At 68.3% G+C, this 15,899-nt stretch carries 7 protein-coding genes; 2 read left to right on the top strand and 5 right to left on the bottom strand.

All coding sequences use genetic code 11. The features are described from left to right. The 4 genes from VGK27_13615 to VGK27_13600 form a co-directional block, all read right to left on the bottom strand. Positions 1–654 carry a hydrolase gene (locus VGK27_13615; GenBank protein HEY3491142.1) on the bottom strand — a complete coding sequence of 218 codons (654 nt, stop codon included), beginning with the start codon at positions 652–654 and terminating at the stop codon, positions 1–3. Positions 655–711: 57 nt separating this feature from the next. Next, the gene (pbpC, locus tag VGK27_13610) at positions 712–2,943 is read right to left on the bottom strand and encodes a penicillin-binding protein 1C (protein HEY3491141.1); all 2,232 of its coding nucleotides are present in this window, start codon (positions 2,941–2,943) and stop codon (positions 712–714) included. Continuing rightward, a complete protein-coding gene (locus VGK27_13605) occupies positions 2,940–8,870 on the bottom strand; it encodes an MG2 domain-containing protein (protein HEY3491140.1) in 5,931 nt (1,976 codons plus the stop codon). Before VGK27_13605 ends, pbpC begins: the two co-directional genes overlap by 4 nt. Before the next feature lie 105 nt (positions 8,871–8,975). Next, entirely contained in the window at positions 8,976–10,187 is a 1,212-nt protein-coding gene (locus VGK27_13600) for a DEAD/DEAH box helicase (GenBank protein HEY3491139.1), read from the bottom strand. 113 nt (positions 10,188–10,300) lie between these two features. Here VGK27_13600 and VGK27_13595 point away from each other — a divergent pair, with 113 nt between their 5' ends. Both VGK27_13595 and VGK27_13590 read left to right on the top strand, forming a co-directional pair. Further along, complete coding sequence (locus tag VGK27_13595; GenBank protein HEY3491138.1) at positions 10,301–11,518, top strand: DUF1343 domain-containing protein; 1,218 nt, start codon at positions 10,301–10,303, stop codon at positions 11,516–11,518. Between the two features lie 22 nt (positions 11,519–11,540). Beyond that, complete coding sequence (locus tag VGK27_13590; protein HEY3491137.1) at positions 11,541–12,092, top strand: DOMON-like domain-containing protein; 552 nt, start codon at positions 11,541–11,543, stop codon at positions 12,090–12,092. 28 nt (positions 12,093–12,120) lie between these two features. On the opposite strand, the gene VGK27_13585 is transcribed toward VGK27_13590, so the two are convergent. Then, entirely contained in the window at positions 12,121–15,870 is a 3,750-nt protein-coding gene (locus VGK27_13585; GenBank protein ID HEY3491136.1) for a PAS domain S-box protein, read from the bottom strand. Between the last annotated feature and the right edge of the window lie 29 nt (positions 15,871–15,899).

The following is a 15,899-nucleotide window of genomic DNA, read 5'->3' as shown; positions in this document are numbered from 1 at the left end:
TTAGCGGCCCGTGTTTTTCCGGCTGGGCGGTGCGCCGTGCACCATGGTGTAGGCGTACTCGACCCCCTGGCCGTAGGCGCCGCAGTGTTCCTTCACGACCCCCAAGACCGCATCGTAGGTTTCCGTGCGCGACCAGTCGCGCTGGTACTCGAGGAGAACCTGAAGCGACGTCATCGGGACCGCGCCCGCCTGCTCGACGCGCCGCATGGCGGCGTTGTGCGCAATCGGGGTAGTGCCGCCCGAAGCATCCTCGACGGCATAGACTTCATAACCCGCCTTGATCGCTCCCAGCGCCGGAAACGCCAGGCAGACCTCCGTCCAGAGCGCCGCCATGACGAGCTTCTTCCGCCCCGTCGCCTTGACCGCCGCCACGAATTTCTCGTCTTCCCAGGAGTTCATCGACGTCCGTTCGACCGGTTCCTGCCCCGGGAAAAGATCGAGGATCTGCGGCCACATGTAGCCCGAGAAACTTTTCGACGCCACGGTCGTCAGGACGGTCGGCACCTTGAATATCTTCGCTGCCTTAGCCAGGAGGAGCACGTTGTTAAAGAGCGTCTGACGGTCGATGCTGGCGACGCCGAAGGTCATCTGAGGTTGGAAATCGATCAGGACGAGGGCGGAGTTTTTCGGATCGAGCAGTTCGAGCTGGCTCATGACTTGGCACCTCCGGAGGTACTGCAAGGTTCACGGCACGACGCCTGTTCCGATCGCCTAAAGATGACCCCCATGACCGGAAGTTTCATGGGATGTCTCTTTTTCCGGAAATCTGTCGGGAGGTGCCGTCGCCCGCGGGCGCCCCCGGACCGAGAATCGCACGGCGTGGGCCGGACGTCCCTCGGCCGTTACCAGCTCGAGCGTGTGGATCCCCGCCTCGGGGGCCCACGGCGAGGGCGCGTCGGCCCGCCCCGCGGGAAGGCCGTCCAGGCGCCAGGCGTCCCCAGGCGACGGGTCGCGCGCCTGGAAGAAGATCCGCTGGCGCGCATCCGGGATGTCGGGATCGAGGGCGACGACCGTCCCCTCCGCGGGATACGCGATCCGGGAAGGCAGCTTGGCTCTTGCGGGGGCGGCCTCGGCGGACGGCTCCGTTCCCGCGACGAACCACTCCTCGCGGCCGGGCTCGACTTCTTCCGGGAAATCGACCCGCGCCGTCAGGACACCGGGAGGCGCCTTCACGTTCGCGGGCGGACTCCCCTCGTGCAGATAAGTCATCACCTCCCGCCAGACCGGCGCGGCGCCCGACACGCCCGAGACGTTCCACATCGGGGCTCCGTTGAAATTGCCGACCCACACGCCCGCGGTGTAGCGGCTCGTGAAGCCGATGCACCAGTTGTCGCGCATGTCCTTGCTGGTGCCGGTCTTGGCCGAGGCCCGGAACGGGGTCCCGAGCGGATTGTCGAGCCCGAACGCCTCGGCCCGCGCGCCCCGGTCCGCCAGGATGTCCGAGACGATGAAGGCTGATTCCCTCGACATCTTCCGGGATCGTTCCCCCGGCTTCGCCCCGGGCAGGAGCGACAGCGGCCCGCCCATCCCCACGTTCGCAAGCGTCCGGAAGGCGTTGACGAGCTCCAGCAGCGTGACGTCGGCGGAGCCGAGCGCCAGCGAGGCGCCATAATCGCCCCTGTCGTCGATGGCCGAGAATCCGAGGGCGCGAAGCCGCCGGGCGAAGTCGTCCTCCCCCGCGATCCTGATCGTGCGGACGGCGGGCACGTTGAGGGAGGAGGCCAGCGCGGTGCGGACGGAGACCGCCCCCCGGAACGTCCGGTCGTAGTTCTGCGGGCGATAGGTGCCGGAAGCCGTCTGGACGTCTAGGGGGGAATCGTCGAGCAACGAGGCCGCGGTCAGGATGCGGCGCTCGATCGCCAGCCCGTAGAGGAACGGCTTGAGCGTCGAACCGGCCTGCCGGCGCGCGGCGACCCCGTCGACGCAGATCGCCGAGGAGAGCGTCCCGCCGTTGGCCACGTAGGCCAAAATCTCCCCGGTCCGATTGTCGGCTATGAGGACCGCGCCGTCGGTCACGTTCTGCCCGCCGAGCGACGCCAGCTGGCGCGCGAGCGACTCGGAAGCGAAGCGCTGGAGCGCCGCGTCGAGGGTGCAGGCGACGCGCTGGCCGCCGAGCGTCAGCAGTTGCCGGGCGACGAGCGGGGCGAGCGACGGCCCCTGGTCGATCGCGTACGGGACCGACAGCGTCTCGACGGCCAGGCGGGTCGCTTCCGCTTCGGAAACCGTCCCGCCCATCGCCCGCGCCAGGACGGCCGCGCGCCTTCCGACGCGCGGCGGAAGCGCGTTGGGCGAGCGGACGAGCACCGACAGGACGATCGACTCCGGCCCGGTCAGCCCGCCCGGCGCCTTGTGGAATAGCCCGCGGGCCGCCGCGTCGATCCCCTGCAGCTCCCCCCGGAAAGTGACGAGGTTCAGGTACGCCTCGAGAATCTGTCCCTTGCTCCAGCGGCGCTCCAGCGCGACCGCCCGACGCAGCTGGGCGACCTTCCCGGGGAGCTTTCGGCGACCGGAGACGCCCCTCCCCCGGCCTCCGTCGAGCATCCCGGCGAGCTGCATCGATATCGTCGAGGCGCCGCGCCGCCCGCCCCGCAGGAGATTGCCGGCCGCCGCCGACGCGAGCGCCCGCCAGTCCACCCCGTGATGCCGCATGAACCGCCGATCCTCGGAGGCGAGGATCGCCCGGACCATCGCAGGGGAGATGGCGTCGAGGCAAACCCAGGACAACCTGCGGCCGCGGGAGTCGATCCGGATCGAATCGATCGGCACCCCGTTCCGGTCGAGGAGCAGCGCCTCGGACGGCGTGAACCCCGAACGCACCGCTTCAAAGGATGGCGGGTCCGCCCCCCCGGTCGTCAGCCACCATCCCGCCGCCGGGACGACAATGCCCGCGGCCGCAAAAATCGCGACGAGGATTCGCGCGAACCTTGACCACCGTGCACTCACGGCGCCAGCGTCATCGACGGATTCGGCGACTCGCCGAACATCTCGGGCGCGTACATCGCCTCGACCCGCGTCGGCGGAAGCTGGAAGCGGCCCGCATTGTTGAGCCGGACCGTGTACGAAACGGTCCATTTCCCCTTCGGGACGAAAGTGTAGAAGGCCCGGAAGCCGTCAAACCCCCGCTCCTCGAACGCCGACCAGGCAAGCCCCTCGCGCCGCTCCCCCCGGGTCAGCAGGGCGGAATCGCGGCCGAGGCCGCTCCCGAGGATGGTCGATCCCGCCGGAACGGGGTCGTCGACCACGACCCAGGTCATGTCGGCCTGCGCTTCGATCGAGAGCGTCACGCGGGCTACGTCTCCCCGGCTCCAACGGTCTTTCCGCTTTTTCGACACGGCTTTGATCGACTTGACGATTCTGTACCCGGTCGAGAGCGGCTTTTTCAGCGGAATGGCCGCCCGGCTGGTCACGGTCGCCCACGGGCGCCCCGAACCCTCGTGCCCCACCGCGATCGATCCCTTCCCCTTTGCGGGCCACGGGAACGCCAGCGTCTCTCCGCGCGGATGCGCCGCCCAGTCGGAGAGTTGCACCGTCTCGCCCAGGATCGCCCGTGTCCTCCCCGTCACGGGAACGGACTCGAACAGCTGAGTGAACCGTTCCATCGCCAGGACTCCCCAGGCGTTGGCCACGGTCGTGTTCCAGGCGCCGCGCTGCTGCCGCCCGAGCGCCCCGTTCACGAGCCTCGGAATGTCGGCCTTCCACTTCGGCATCTTCATGAACGTCAGAAGTCCCTTGACGGCATTCACGTCGCCGGACACCATGAGCCACCAGAGGTAGTCCGTCCGCTCGGTCGAGAAGCCCATCGTCGTCCCCTGGAAATTGAGGCGGGAGCGCAGGATCGACTCGGCCTCCAAAAAACGGGGGTCCCGGTCGGGCAGGTTCCCCGTCCGGAGGATGACGTTCATCCAGTCGAGCACGGCTGATGTGGGCCAAAGGTTCGGCGCGATCGTGATCGGGCCCAGAAGCTCCGGGCGCCCCTTGCCGCGGCGCGAGAGCGCCTCGAGCGCCGCCATCTTACGGATCGAAAGATCGGCCGTGTTGAGCGGGCTGCCCCGGTAGATGCGCCCCTCGATGAAACGCTCCAGCCCGGAGAGCATCCGCGCCTCGGTCTCCTCGGGGATCTTCCAGCCGGCCTCCTCCGCGACGGAAACGACGTAGGCGGTGAGCGTGTCGCTGCCGTCCCAGGGGCCGGGGAAGTATTTCAGCAGCCCGTCGCCGTCCTGATAGGAAGGAAGCGAAGCCGCGATCGCCGCCCACTTCGCGGGATCCCGCAGCGCCACCGCGACGGAGACCTTCTGCTCCAGGCAATCGTACGGATATTGCGACATGAAGTAGCGAACGGCCCCCATCCCCTCCGACAGCGACGCCTTCAGGTCGAGCGAGAGCCCGCCGCGTCCGGGCAGGGCGTCGGCCGGCTTCGCGACCGCCAACGAGAACGGCATCTCGACCTGGGTGATCGTCGCCTGGAGCGTCCGCACCGGGACGGCCGGAACCACCTTCTGCCGCACCTCGACGCGATCCTGCGCCGCGTTGTCGCCGGAGACGGCCTCGAACCGCCATGCGAGCGTGTTGTCGCCCGGAGGAACCGTGAACTCCCAGGAGAGCTCCTTCGCCTCTCCCGGCGCCAGCGCCGCTTCCCGCACCCCGACCCGCTTCTCCGCCCGGCGCCCCGCGCTCCCGGCGGCGTATGCCGTGACCGTCGCCGCGATCGGGCGCTCTGAGCCGTTGCGCAGGGTGACGCCCGCCAGGAAGCGGTCCCCTTCCCGCACGAGCGGCGGAAGGCCCGGGAGTACCATGAGCGGCTGGGTCGTCCGGATCGTCGCTCCCCCCGTCCCGAAAAGCGAATCGCCGCCGCTGGCGACGGCGACCACCCGGAAGGCGGTCAGCGAATCGTTCAGAGGGATGTCGATCCCGGCCTCGCCGTTCCCGTCCAGGACGACGCGCCCCTTCCAGAGAAGCAGCGTCTCGAACAGCTTCCGGGCCGACTGCCTTCCCCCGCCGCCCCCCGCGGGAAGCGCCTTGAGCCCGAAGTGGCGCTTGCCCACCACCCGCGACTGCGCGGTCGAGGTCGCCACCTCGTGCGGCCGCTCCCCCATCATCGCCTTGAGCAGGTCCCAGCTCCCGTTGGGGGACAGGGCGAGCAATCCCTCGTCCACCGCGGCGACGGCGATCTCGCTCCCGGCCGGAAGCGGCCCGCCGTCCGCCCGCCGGACGTGGACGCGAACCTTGGCCTTCTCGCGGATCGCGTAGACTTCCTTCTCGGGCGTCACGCCCACCAGCAGCTCGTGCGCCTTCCACCCCACCTTGATCTCTGCGTTGCCCAGCCGGTAAGCGGGCTTGCCGAGGTCGACCGTGGCGGTCGGCGTCACTCCCGCGACGCGCCCCCGGACGACGAGGACGGAGACGTAGACGTTGGGCGCGAACGTCGGGCGCACGGGAATCTCGACGACCGGAGATTTTCCCGACAGCGTCCGGACGAACGTCTCGAGGACGCCCTCGCGCTCTACGGCGATGAGCGCGGTCGCCTCCCGGAACGGCATCCGGACCTGGAACCGGGCGGTGTCGCCCGGCTCGTAGCGCTTCTTCTCAGGAAGGAGGTCGATCCGGTCGCCGTCCTGCTGCTCGAACCACCAGTCGTCCTTGCCGGCGACCCAGACGTCCTGGTTCGCGGCGGCGACGGCGCCGTTGTCGTCGGCGACGCGCGCCGAAAGGAGCACGTTGCCCGAGACCGGGCTTTTCCCCTCGCAGAACAAAAGCCCCTTCTCGTCGGTTCTCCCCGCGCAGAACCGCTCCGTCACCTTCTTCGTCTCGGTGACGTACTCGTAGGCGTAGAACCCGCCCAGCAGCCGTTTCCGATGCGTGTAGCGGTTCCGCTGGAACAGGTCCACCGTCGCTTCGGCATCCTTCACCGGCTTGCCAGAGAGGTCGACCACGGCCACCTTGAAGCGAAAATCCTCCTTCGACGCCGCCCAGCCGTCAGGCAGAATGCCGGGAAGCACCTTCGCGGGATAGATCGGGACGCGCGTCGAGACCGTCTGGATCTCGCCGTTGGGGTCGGCGAACTCCATCTCGGCGACCAGGTCCATCGGCACGGCCGCGTTCGGGAGGCGATCGACCGTCGTCCGCAGCGTGCCGCGCGCGCCGAGCGTCAGCTCCTTCGTGCGGACCGTCTTCTTCCGGGGACCCGTCTGCCCGCCATCGTCTTCCTCGTCCTCTCCTCCGCCAAATTCGTCATCGTACCGGGAGCTGCCCCGGACGATCCCCTCGATGATCGGACCGTTGGCGAACGTGTATTCCTCGAAGGCGGAAAACGACACGTGACCGGGGGAGACGTCGGTCCGCAGCTTGACGGCGGCGCCGCCGGCGCCGCCCCCCGAGAGATAGGCCGCCATCAAGTCCAGCGCCGCCGTCTTCGCCCGCACGAGCGGCCCGCCCACCGGCCTCACCGACGCCTTCATCATCGGGACGCGGAATTCCTCGACCCGGAACGCGCCCGAGAGGCGTCGTGCGACGCGCCAGAAAACGTCGTCTTCCCGCTTGAACTTGCCGACGGCGATTTTTCCACCCGAGCCCGACAGGTCCTCGTCGAGCAGGTAGACCTGGTATTCCCCCAGCTTCGCCTCCCGCGGGATCTCCCAGCGGCTTTCCGAGATTCCCGAGGCGTCCCACGACAGCGGAAAGAGATATCGCTGATCGCTCCCCTCATGGACGATGGCCAGCCCCTTCGGGAGTTTCCCGGCTTCCGCGGCCGTGATCCCGCCCGAGAAGTGGCGCCGCAGGAAATGCTTCATGGAGACGGTCTCACCCGCGCGCAGCAGCGTCCGGTCGAACACGGTGTGCGCAATCGACGGGTCCCGGCTCTCGTCCCCGAGGTTGTACCGCCACGATTCGATCCCCTTCTGCCAGGACGAAAGGACGAACGTCATGTCGTCGCCCTGCCGGGCCGTGACGAAATAGCCGCAGAAATCTCCGCATTCCTCCACGCCTCCCGGTGGCGGAAGCTTGCCGGCGATCCGGGAGATGCCTTCCCCGTCCGTCTCCCCTTCCCACAGCTTTTTCCCGTTTCCGTCGTGGACCGCGACCTTCGCCCCGGCGACCGGCGCGCCGCTGTCGAGCGCCGTCACCCAAACCGCGGACGATTCGCGCCCCTTCTTGAAATGGGCCGCGAGGTTGGTGACGAGCGTCGCGTTGGGGATGTACATCGGCGCCTTCTGCAGGAGCGAGGTGCCGAGGCGGGCGCTTTCCAGCTCGACGACGTAGAAGCCCGGTCGGGGAAGCGGGATGCCGACGACTTCGAAGGCATTGTCGCCCGCGGGACGCGGGATCGAGATTGCCTGGGTTCCCGAGCCGGAGGACAGGATCGACGCGCTCAGGTTGTATGGCCCCTCGTGGTAGCGATAGGCCCGTTCCACTTTCCTCAGCCACGCGAGAATCTCGGCGTCCTTTCCCGGGACGATCGTGCGGATGCGTCCCTTGAGATCGGCCATCGCGTCTTCCTGCAGATCCGCGGCCCAGTCCGTCCCGCGCCTGTTTCCTTTTATCCGGGCGGATTCCGTGCTGTCCCCGGGAGCCGGGAGCGTCAGCGGCGGGGTCCGCCCCGCATCGACCAGCCGGCTTTTCGCCTGCGCCTCGATGTTGCGGAGCGTGACGGGGAGGACCGCCTCCCCCGTCCATTCGACGATGCCGAAGGGGGCGGAAAATTTCGCCAGCGGCGGATAGCCGCCCGTAGACACGCTCAACGGAAAGGAAGCCGCGTTCCCGGGGCGCCGGCCGGCGTCGTCCCGGAAGCCTTCCGGCAACCGCACGGTGAAGCGGGCATCCGGCGGGAACGGCCCGTCGAACGTGACGCCGTACACCTTGTCGTCGCCCGTCCCCCCTTCTTCCGACCGCTCGAATCCCGCCCGCCGGGACTTGCCCGAAACGCCCTGCAGGACGATCTTCTTCGCCTCGCCCCGGGTGACGGGCGCGGAGAAGACCAGGCGCATCGGCAGCATGGGGAGGCAGCCGCCTTCCGGATTCTCGCGGCTGCAGGTGAACGAGACTTTGAACGGATCGCGGACCGTGAATTCGAGCTGCTGCGTCTCCTCGTTCGATAGGCCGCTCTTCGTCCGGATCCCCTCGCCCCAATCGAGGCGAACCTCGGCGGAGGCCGGGAAACGCTGACGTGCCTGGAGGACGACGATGCGCGGGTCGTCGAAGTTCTTTTTCTTCTTGAACGAGAGCAGGTCATCCTCCCGTCCGAGTCCTTTTCGCCGGATACGGATCAGGGCTCGCGACGGCCCCAGGTCGAGAAGCCGCGTCCGATCGGCCCCTTGGACGATGCGGACGCCGACCTTCTGCCCGATCCCCTCGACCGAGAAGGAGGCGTGGGCGAGGATCGACGCCTCGTCGGCCTCCCCGTCCAAGAGGAGGATGAAAGCCTGCTCCTCGTCGATCTCGAGCGTTCCCTCTCTGGGAACCGAGGCGATGATCGCCGGCCCCCCCGTGGAAAACTCGAAGGACGCAGTCCCTTCAAGCGCGAGGCCTGCGAGACTCTTAAGACCCGGAACGAGGGTGAATCGCGCGACGATCCCGGCCGCGAGGTCCTTGTCGAAGTCGTACACCCAGTTCCGCTCGTCCGCCCATCGCCCCTTCCCCTTGACGGGGCACGACACCGAGAACGGGTCCGCGACCCGCGGGTCGCCGAACGGGACCATCGGGTCCGAAAAGCGAACGGCCGCCTGCCGGACGCCCTTCACGAGGCCGGTGGGGTTAAAGCTTTCGACCGTCGGGGCGGAACCGGATACGGGAGCGGCATGGGAGGGGCCGACGACGGCAAGGTCCGCCAGCAACAACGCGAGAAGGAGGAACAAACGAGCGGGGCGCGCAATCACCGGGGCCTCCAGGGGAGTGGGGTCCCGACATTATTCCACTTTCGATCACAGGATAGGGCGGCCAAATGACCGCCCTATCCCATCATAAAGGCGCTTCCCGGATCGTCAGGATCGGCGGCTCGTGCGCGGGGCGGCCTTGCGACGCTGCGGCTCGCGGGGAGGACGGGCGAACTCGAGGTCGCGGGCCGGGGCCGGCTTCTTGTAGTCGAACCCCTTGACCACGCGCCGCTCGATCTTCGCGCCAAGCACCCGCTCGATGGCCTTGACCTGGAACTCGTCCTCGCGGCTGACGAAGGTGAAGGCGTCTCCCGTCTTCGCCGCCCGCCCGGTCCGGCCGATGCGGTGCGTGTAGGCGTCGGTCGTATCCGGCATGTCGTAGTTGATGACATGCGAGATGCTCGACACGTCGATGCCGCGGGCCGCGATGTCGGTCGCGACGAGGATTTGGTACTTCCCGCTGCGAAACCCGTCGAGCGCTTCCTGCCGCCGGTTCTGCGACAGGTTCCCCTGGAGCGAGGCGGCCTTGTACCCCGCTTCCTCGAGCTGCTGTCCGATGCGCTTGGCCCGGTACTTCTCGCGAGCGAAGATCAGGATCGATTCCGTGTCCGTGTGCTTCAGCAGTTCCATGAGGAGCGCGGTCTTGAGGTGAGGCTCGACCGGGTAGAGCGCGTGCGACACCGTATTCACCGGGGCCGAGTGGCCAACCTGGATCGTGACCGGGTTGCGCAGCACCTCGTTCGCGAGTTTCCGGATGTCGTCGGCCATGGTGGCTGAGAACATGAGATTCTGCCGCTTCGCGGGCAGCACCTTGATGATCTTGCGGATGTCGGGCAGGAACCCCATGTCGAACATCCGGTCGGCCTCGTCGAGGACCAGCACCTCGAGCTTCGACAGGTTGATCGTCTTCTGGCCGATGTGGTCGAGCAGCCGTCCCGGGCAGGCCACGACAATGTCGACTCCCTCGCGCAGCTTCTGGACCTGCGGGTTCACGCCGACGCCGCCGTAGATGGTGCAGCTGCGCAATTTCGTGTCTCGCCCGAGCGCCACGATCGAGACGTGGATCTGTTCCGCGAGCTCGCGCGTGGGAGCGATGATCAGCGACCGAAGCGTGCCGCGCGGCCCTTCCAGCAGACGCTGCAGGATCGGCAGCACGAAGGCCGCCGTCTTGCCCGTGCCGGTCTGGGCGAGGCCCATGACGTCCCGGCCTTCGAGCACCGGCGGGATGGCCTGGAGCTGGATGGGGGTCGGCGTGGAATAATCGAGCGCCCGGACGCCGGACATGATCAGCTTGTGGAGCTTGAACGTATTGAAACCCATGACACCTTCTTTCTGGATTGGACGACGGGTATTGGGTGTTCCGCCGATAGTATACCCTCCCTTTGCCGGGAGAAGATTGCGGGGAGGCGGGTTCCCGCACTAAGATGTGGATCATGTCTCCCAAGCCGATCCGCCCGCCTCGCCGGGCCAGACCCGTCCTTTCCGGCCTCGACGTCCTCGTCGAGGACGGCTTCGCGCTCCTCAAGGGGCTTTCCGTCGGGCTCGTCTGCAACCCCACCTCGCTGGACCGCCGGCTGCGCCATGCGGCCGATCTCTTCCACGAGGCGCCGGGCGTGCGACTCGCCGCCCTGTTCGGCCCCGAGCACGGCGTCCGGGGCGACGTCCAGTACATGGCGGCCGTCCGGGCGGGGCGCGACCCGAAGACCGGCGTCCCGGTCCACTCGCTCTACGGGAGCGACGCGCAATCTCTGTGTCCCGCGCCCCGGCACCTCCGCGGGCTGGATGCGCTCGTCTTCGACATCCAGGATGTCGGGACCCGCTTCTTCACCTATCAGGCCACGATGCTCTTCTGCATGGAAGCCGCGGCGCGCGCGGGGATCGGCTTCTTCGTCCTCGACCGCCCCAACCCGATCGGCGGCCTCGCCGTTGAAGGCCCTGCGCTTCGCCCGGGCTTCGGGAGCTTCTGCGGCGTGCACGACATCGCGGTCCGCCACGGCCTCACCGTCGGCGAACTGGCGGGCCTTTACCTCGAGGAGCGCGGGCTCGCACTCGCCCTCGGAGTCATCCCCTGCCGCGGCTGGCGGCGCGGGATGCACCAGCGCGACACGGGGCTCCCGTGGATATTCCCGTCGCCCAACATGCCGACGCCCGAGACGGCGCTCGTCTACCCCGGGATGTGCCTGCTCGAGGGGACCAACCTGAGCGAGGGCCGCGGCACCACCCGGCCGTTCGAGCTGTTCGGGGCGCCCTGGCTCGACGGGGCGCGGCTCGCGGAATCGCTCTCGGCGGAACGGCTGCCGGGGGTCCGCTTCCGGCCGGTCAGCTTCGTCCCGACCTGGGACAAGCATTCCGGGATCCGGTGCCAGGGCGCCGAGCTCGTCGTCGACGACCGGGAGGCGTTCCGCCCGGTCCGCACCGGCCTCGCCTGCGTCGCCACGGCGCGCGCCCAGGCCCCCGGAAAGTTCGGATGGAGAACGAAACCTTACGAGTTCGTCGAGGACATCCCCGCCTTCGACCTTTTGTGCGGATCGGCGCGAGAGCGCGAGGCGATCGAAGGCGGCGCCGGGTGGCGCGTGATGGCCGCCGCCTGGAAACCCGAGGAGCAGGCGTTCTCGAAACGGCGGGCCGGAAACCTGCTGTACCCCCCGTAGCCTCCCCTCGCCGACCAACCGGATGATGATACTTCCCTTTTCCCTCGTCCCCTTCCCGGGCCAGGCCTTCCCGCCCGGCCTGGCGGTCGAGGGCACGCTCGGCCGCCACGAGGAGACGCTCGTCTTTTGCCCTTCCATATCCGGTGACCTGTCGATGCTGGAGATCCCGCCGGCGACCGGGAGACCGGAGCGAAGGGACGGCCTCTGGGAGGAGACCTGCCTTGAGCTGTTTCTGGGCGAAAGCGGTTCCGAGAGCTACCTGGAGTTCAACCTGTCCCCTTCCGGAAACTGGAACGTCTACCGATTCGATGTTTACAGGAAGGGCATGCGGGAAGAAGCGGCGTTCGACGCGCTCCCCTTCCAGGTGGACCGGGAGAAGGGCAGGCTCGCGCTGTCAGTCGAGCTGGATCTCGGAAAGCTGTTCCCGCCGGGGCGGCCGCTCTCGGCCGCGGTCGCCGCCGTCGTCCGGACCGTGTCGGGCGAGAAGTCCTGCTGGGCGCTCGCGCACACCTCCCCCCGTCCCGATTTCCATCAACGGGACGCCTTCCGCATCCGCTTCCCCGCCTCGCCCTGACCGGCCGGTGCGTTCCCCCCGAAGGGCCTCAGGCGGTCTCGTTTCCGGCCGGTTCTTCGGCCGGGCCGATGACGTCCCGGACGAAGATCGCCAGCTCCGAGGGAAGGAACGGCTTGGGGAGGAAGCGGATCCCCGGCTCGAGTACGCCGTGCCGGACGATCGCATCCTCGGTGTAGCCCGAGGTGTAGGCGACCGCCAGGCCGGGCATCTCGGCGGTGAGCGCATCCGCAAGCGTGCGTCCGCTCATCCCGGGCATGACAACGTCGGTCAGGAGAAGACGGATCGGCTGCGGGCATCGGCGGGCGACGGCGATCGCCTCCGCCCCGTTCGCCGCCTCGAGCACCCGGTAGCCCTGCATCGCGAGCGTCCGGCACGTCAGCTCGCGAACCTCCTCGGAATCCTCGGCCACGAGGATCACCTCGTTTCCGCGCGGCAGTACGGTCGGGGCCGCCGCCGCTTCCGTCGCGACGATCTCCGCCTCGACCCGCGGGAAGTAGATCCGGAACGTCGTGCCCTTCCCTTCCTCGCTCCGCACCCGGATGTACCCGCCGCTCTGGGTCACGATCCCGTGCACCGTCGCGAGCCCCAGGCCGGTCCCGCGCCCCGGCTCCTTGGTCGTGAAGAACGGCTCGAACAGCCGCAGCCGGGTCGCCTCGTCCATGCCGCACCCCGTATCGGTCACGGACAACAGCGTGTACGCGCCGGGGAAAATCCCTGCGGCTTCCGCGGCGCCCCCGGGCGGGACGACCGCGTCGCTGGTCCGGAGCGTGACGGTGCCTCCCTCCGGCATGGCGTCGCGGGCGTTCACCACGAGGTTCATGATCACCTGGTGGACCTGCCCCGGATCGGCCTCGATGAACCCCGTTCCGGCAGGGGCGTCCACGACCAGCGCGATGTCTTCCCCCAGGAGCCGCCCGATCATCGCCTGGATCTCGCGGACCACCCCGGCCAGGGAGATCACGCGCGGACGGAGGATCTGCTTCCGGCTGAACGCCAGCAGCTGGCGGGTCAGAGAGGCGGCCTGATCGCCGGCCAGGCGGATCTGCTCGAGGTCCCGCAGCAGCTCGGCGTTGCCGGCCGCCTTCCGGGTGGCCAGGGCACCATAGCCGAGGATCGCCGTGAGCAGGTTGTTGAAGTCGTGCGCGACGCCGCCGGCAAGCCGGCCGACCGCCTCCATCTTCTGGGCCTGCAGCAGCTGGTCCTCAAGCGCGACGCGTTTCGAGATATCGACGAACGTCACGACCGCGCCGACGTTACCGCCCTCCCCGAGAAGCGGGTAAGCCCACATCTCGCCGAGGAAGCTCGTCCCGTCGCTCCGCCATAGCAGGACCCGGTCGAGGTGCGCGTGCTCGCCCATCCAGATGGCGCGCCAGTCCGCCCCATCGCCGGCCGGGCAAGGCTCCCCCTGCTCGTCGGTATGCCGGATCAGCGCATGGAGGTTCCGGCCCAGAAGCGCGCCTTCCTCCGGATACCCGAGCATCCTGAGCGCAGACGCGTTGCAGAAGGTGCAGCCCCCCTCCCGGTCGACGCCGTAGATCCCCTCGGCGGCGGAATCGAGGATCAGGCCGACCCGCTCGCGGCTCTCTCGGAGCCGTTCCTCGGCAAGCCCCCGCTTCCGGTCGTGCTCGAGGAACTCGAGCCCGAAGGAGATGTCGAGGGTGGCTTCCTCGAGGAGGGCGATCTCCTTCTCGTGGAAGACGCTGGCCTCTTCCGAGTAGGCCATCATCGCGCCGTACACGGCGTCTCCCATGCGGAGCGGGACCGCGACGGCGGAGCGCAGGCCGAACCGCCGGGCGCGGTCGGCCCAAAGATGCGTCGCGGGATCGTTCGCGAAGTCGTTGCAGACGTAGGTCCGCCCTTCCCGAATGCAGGTCCCCATTGGTCCGGCCCCCTCGGGCCGGTCGTCGGCGCTGACCCGGATTCCCACGAGATAGCCGGCCGCCTTCCCAGCCTTTGCGGCGACCCTGACTTCGCCCGTGCCGCGATCGACCAGCCCGATCCAGGCCAGGGCGAATCTCCCGGTCGAAGCGGCGACCCGGCAGGCTTCGAGGTAGAGTTCCTCGGCCGACCGGACCCGGGTGACGCACTGGCTGATCTGGCTCCGGGTGGCGTAGATGCGGTTCAACCGGACGATCTCGCGTTCATGGGCCCGAAGCTCCGTGATGTCGTTGAAGGCAGTGACGAGCTGCTTCCCCACCGGCTGCGTGCGGATCTCGACTTCCCGGGTCTCCCCGTCAAGGCAGTCGATCCTGTATTCCCGGACGGATGTCGCGGAGCCCTCCCGCTCGGCCCCGGCGATGTCCCGGCGCCAGTTCGACGACATGAGTTCGCGATACGCGGGGTCCGGATAGGCGAGCGCCATCCACGCATCGATGGTAGGAATATCCTCCAGCGTATATCCGAAGCGTCGAGTGAACTCCTGGTTGATCGTCAGGATCTCGCCGTCCGCCGAAGATATTCCGATCGGGATGGGCAGGAAGTCGATGGCGTTGCGGAAACGGCCCTCGGACTCGCGCAGGGCGATCTCGGCCTCCTTGCGGGGCGTGATGTCCCGGCCGATGCCGTGGATGGCGATCATCTCCCCGTCCCGGCCGCGAAGCGCCGTATCCACCCAGGCAAGCCAGCGCCACCCTTCCTTCGTCATCGCCCGCTGTTCCAGGTAGACATGGTACGGGTGCCGGTCAAGCCCCTCCATCGCGCGGGATGTCGAATCCCGGTCCTCTTCGTGGACAAGCGGCATGAACGTCCGTCCCAGCAGCTCCTCGCGCGTCTTGTCGAACATGCGGCAGTACGCCTCGTTGACGAACTGGAAGCGCCCTTCCATGTCGACCTGCACGACCAGGTCGGTCTGGTTCTCGACGAGCAGGCGATAGCGCGTCTCGCTCGCGTGCAACTGCCGCGTCCGGGCTTCCACGATACGCCGCATGGTGACCAGCCAGGCCGCCATCGACAGTGCGACGACGGCGAATCCGCCCCCGGCCCAACGCATCCGGCCCGGAGTGAGCCAACCCGCCAGGGGGGATCCCGACCATCGGCGGTCGATGCGGTCGAACTCGGCCCGGGAGATCCGTCCGAAGCCGTCCGAGACCGCGGCGAGCGTCGCGGCGTCCCCTTTACGGACCGCGCGGTGGAATTCCCCGGTGTAGAGGGGCTTCGTCTCGCGGAAACGATCGGCGATCCCCGCCTTGTTGAGGAAGTAGAGCGCCGGAGGGCGGTCGATCGTGAAGACCTTGACGCGTCCGTCCTTCGCCGCGGCAACGATCTCCAAGTATCCCGGGTACTCCACGAGGGAGCCGACGCCCGCCTCCCGCAGGATATCGATGGCGGCATCGCCCCGCTTGACGGCCACCATGAATCCCTTTGCGTCGTGGGCATCCTGGATCCCGGTGATGTCGGAGTGGAAGAACAGGGGCACCTCGATCCGGGCATACGGGGGGGTGAAATCGAACCGCCGCTCCCGGTCGGACGTCCGGAAGATCGTGTCGATGACGTCGAACTCGCCTGCCTCCATGCGGCGCAGCGCCTCGCCCCAGGGGATGCCGGTGACCTGGACGCGCCTTCCCGTCTTTTCGCTCCAGAGCTTCCACTGGTCGACGAGGATGCCCGACAGCGTATTGTCGGATTCCCGGAAAACATACGGAGGATAACTATCGTCCATGACGACGCGAAGGGGGGGAAGGGGTGCGCCGGTGCCCGGCGCCGCAGCGAAAAGCAGGAACAGGAGCGCTGCGGTAACGGACGGCAGGAATCGAAGGACCCTGGACAGGCCGCTGATCATGTCTCCTTATATACCATGATCGCAGCCGC

Source organism: Candidatus Deferrimicrobiaceae bacterium, from assembly GCA_036504035.1.
Taxonomy (GTDB): domain Bacteria; phylum Desulfobacterota; class Deferrimicrobia; order Deferrimicrobiales; family Deferrimicrobiaceae; genus JANXPS01.
This window is presented reverse-complemented; position numbering and strand designations above follow the sequence as displayed.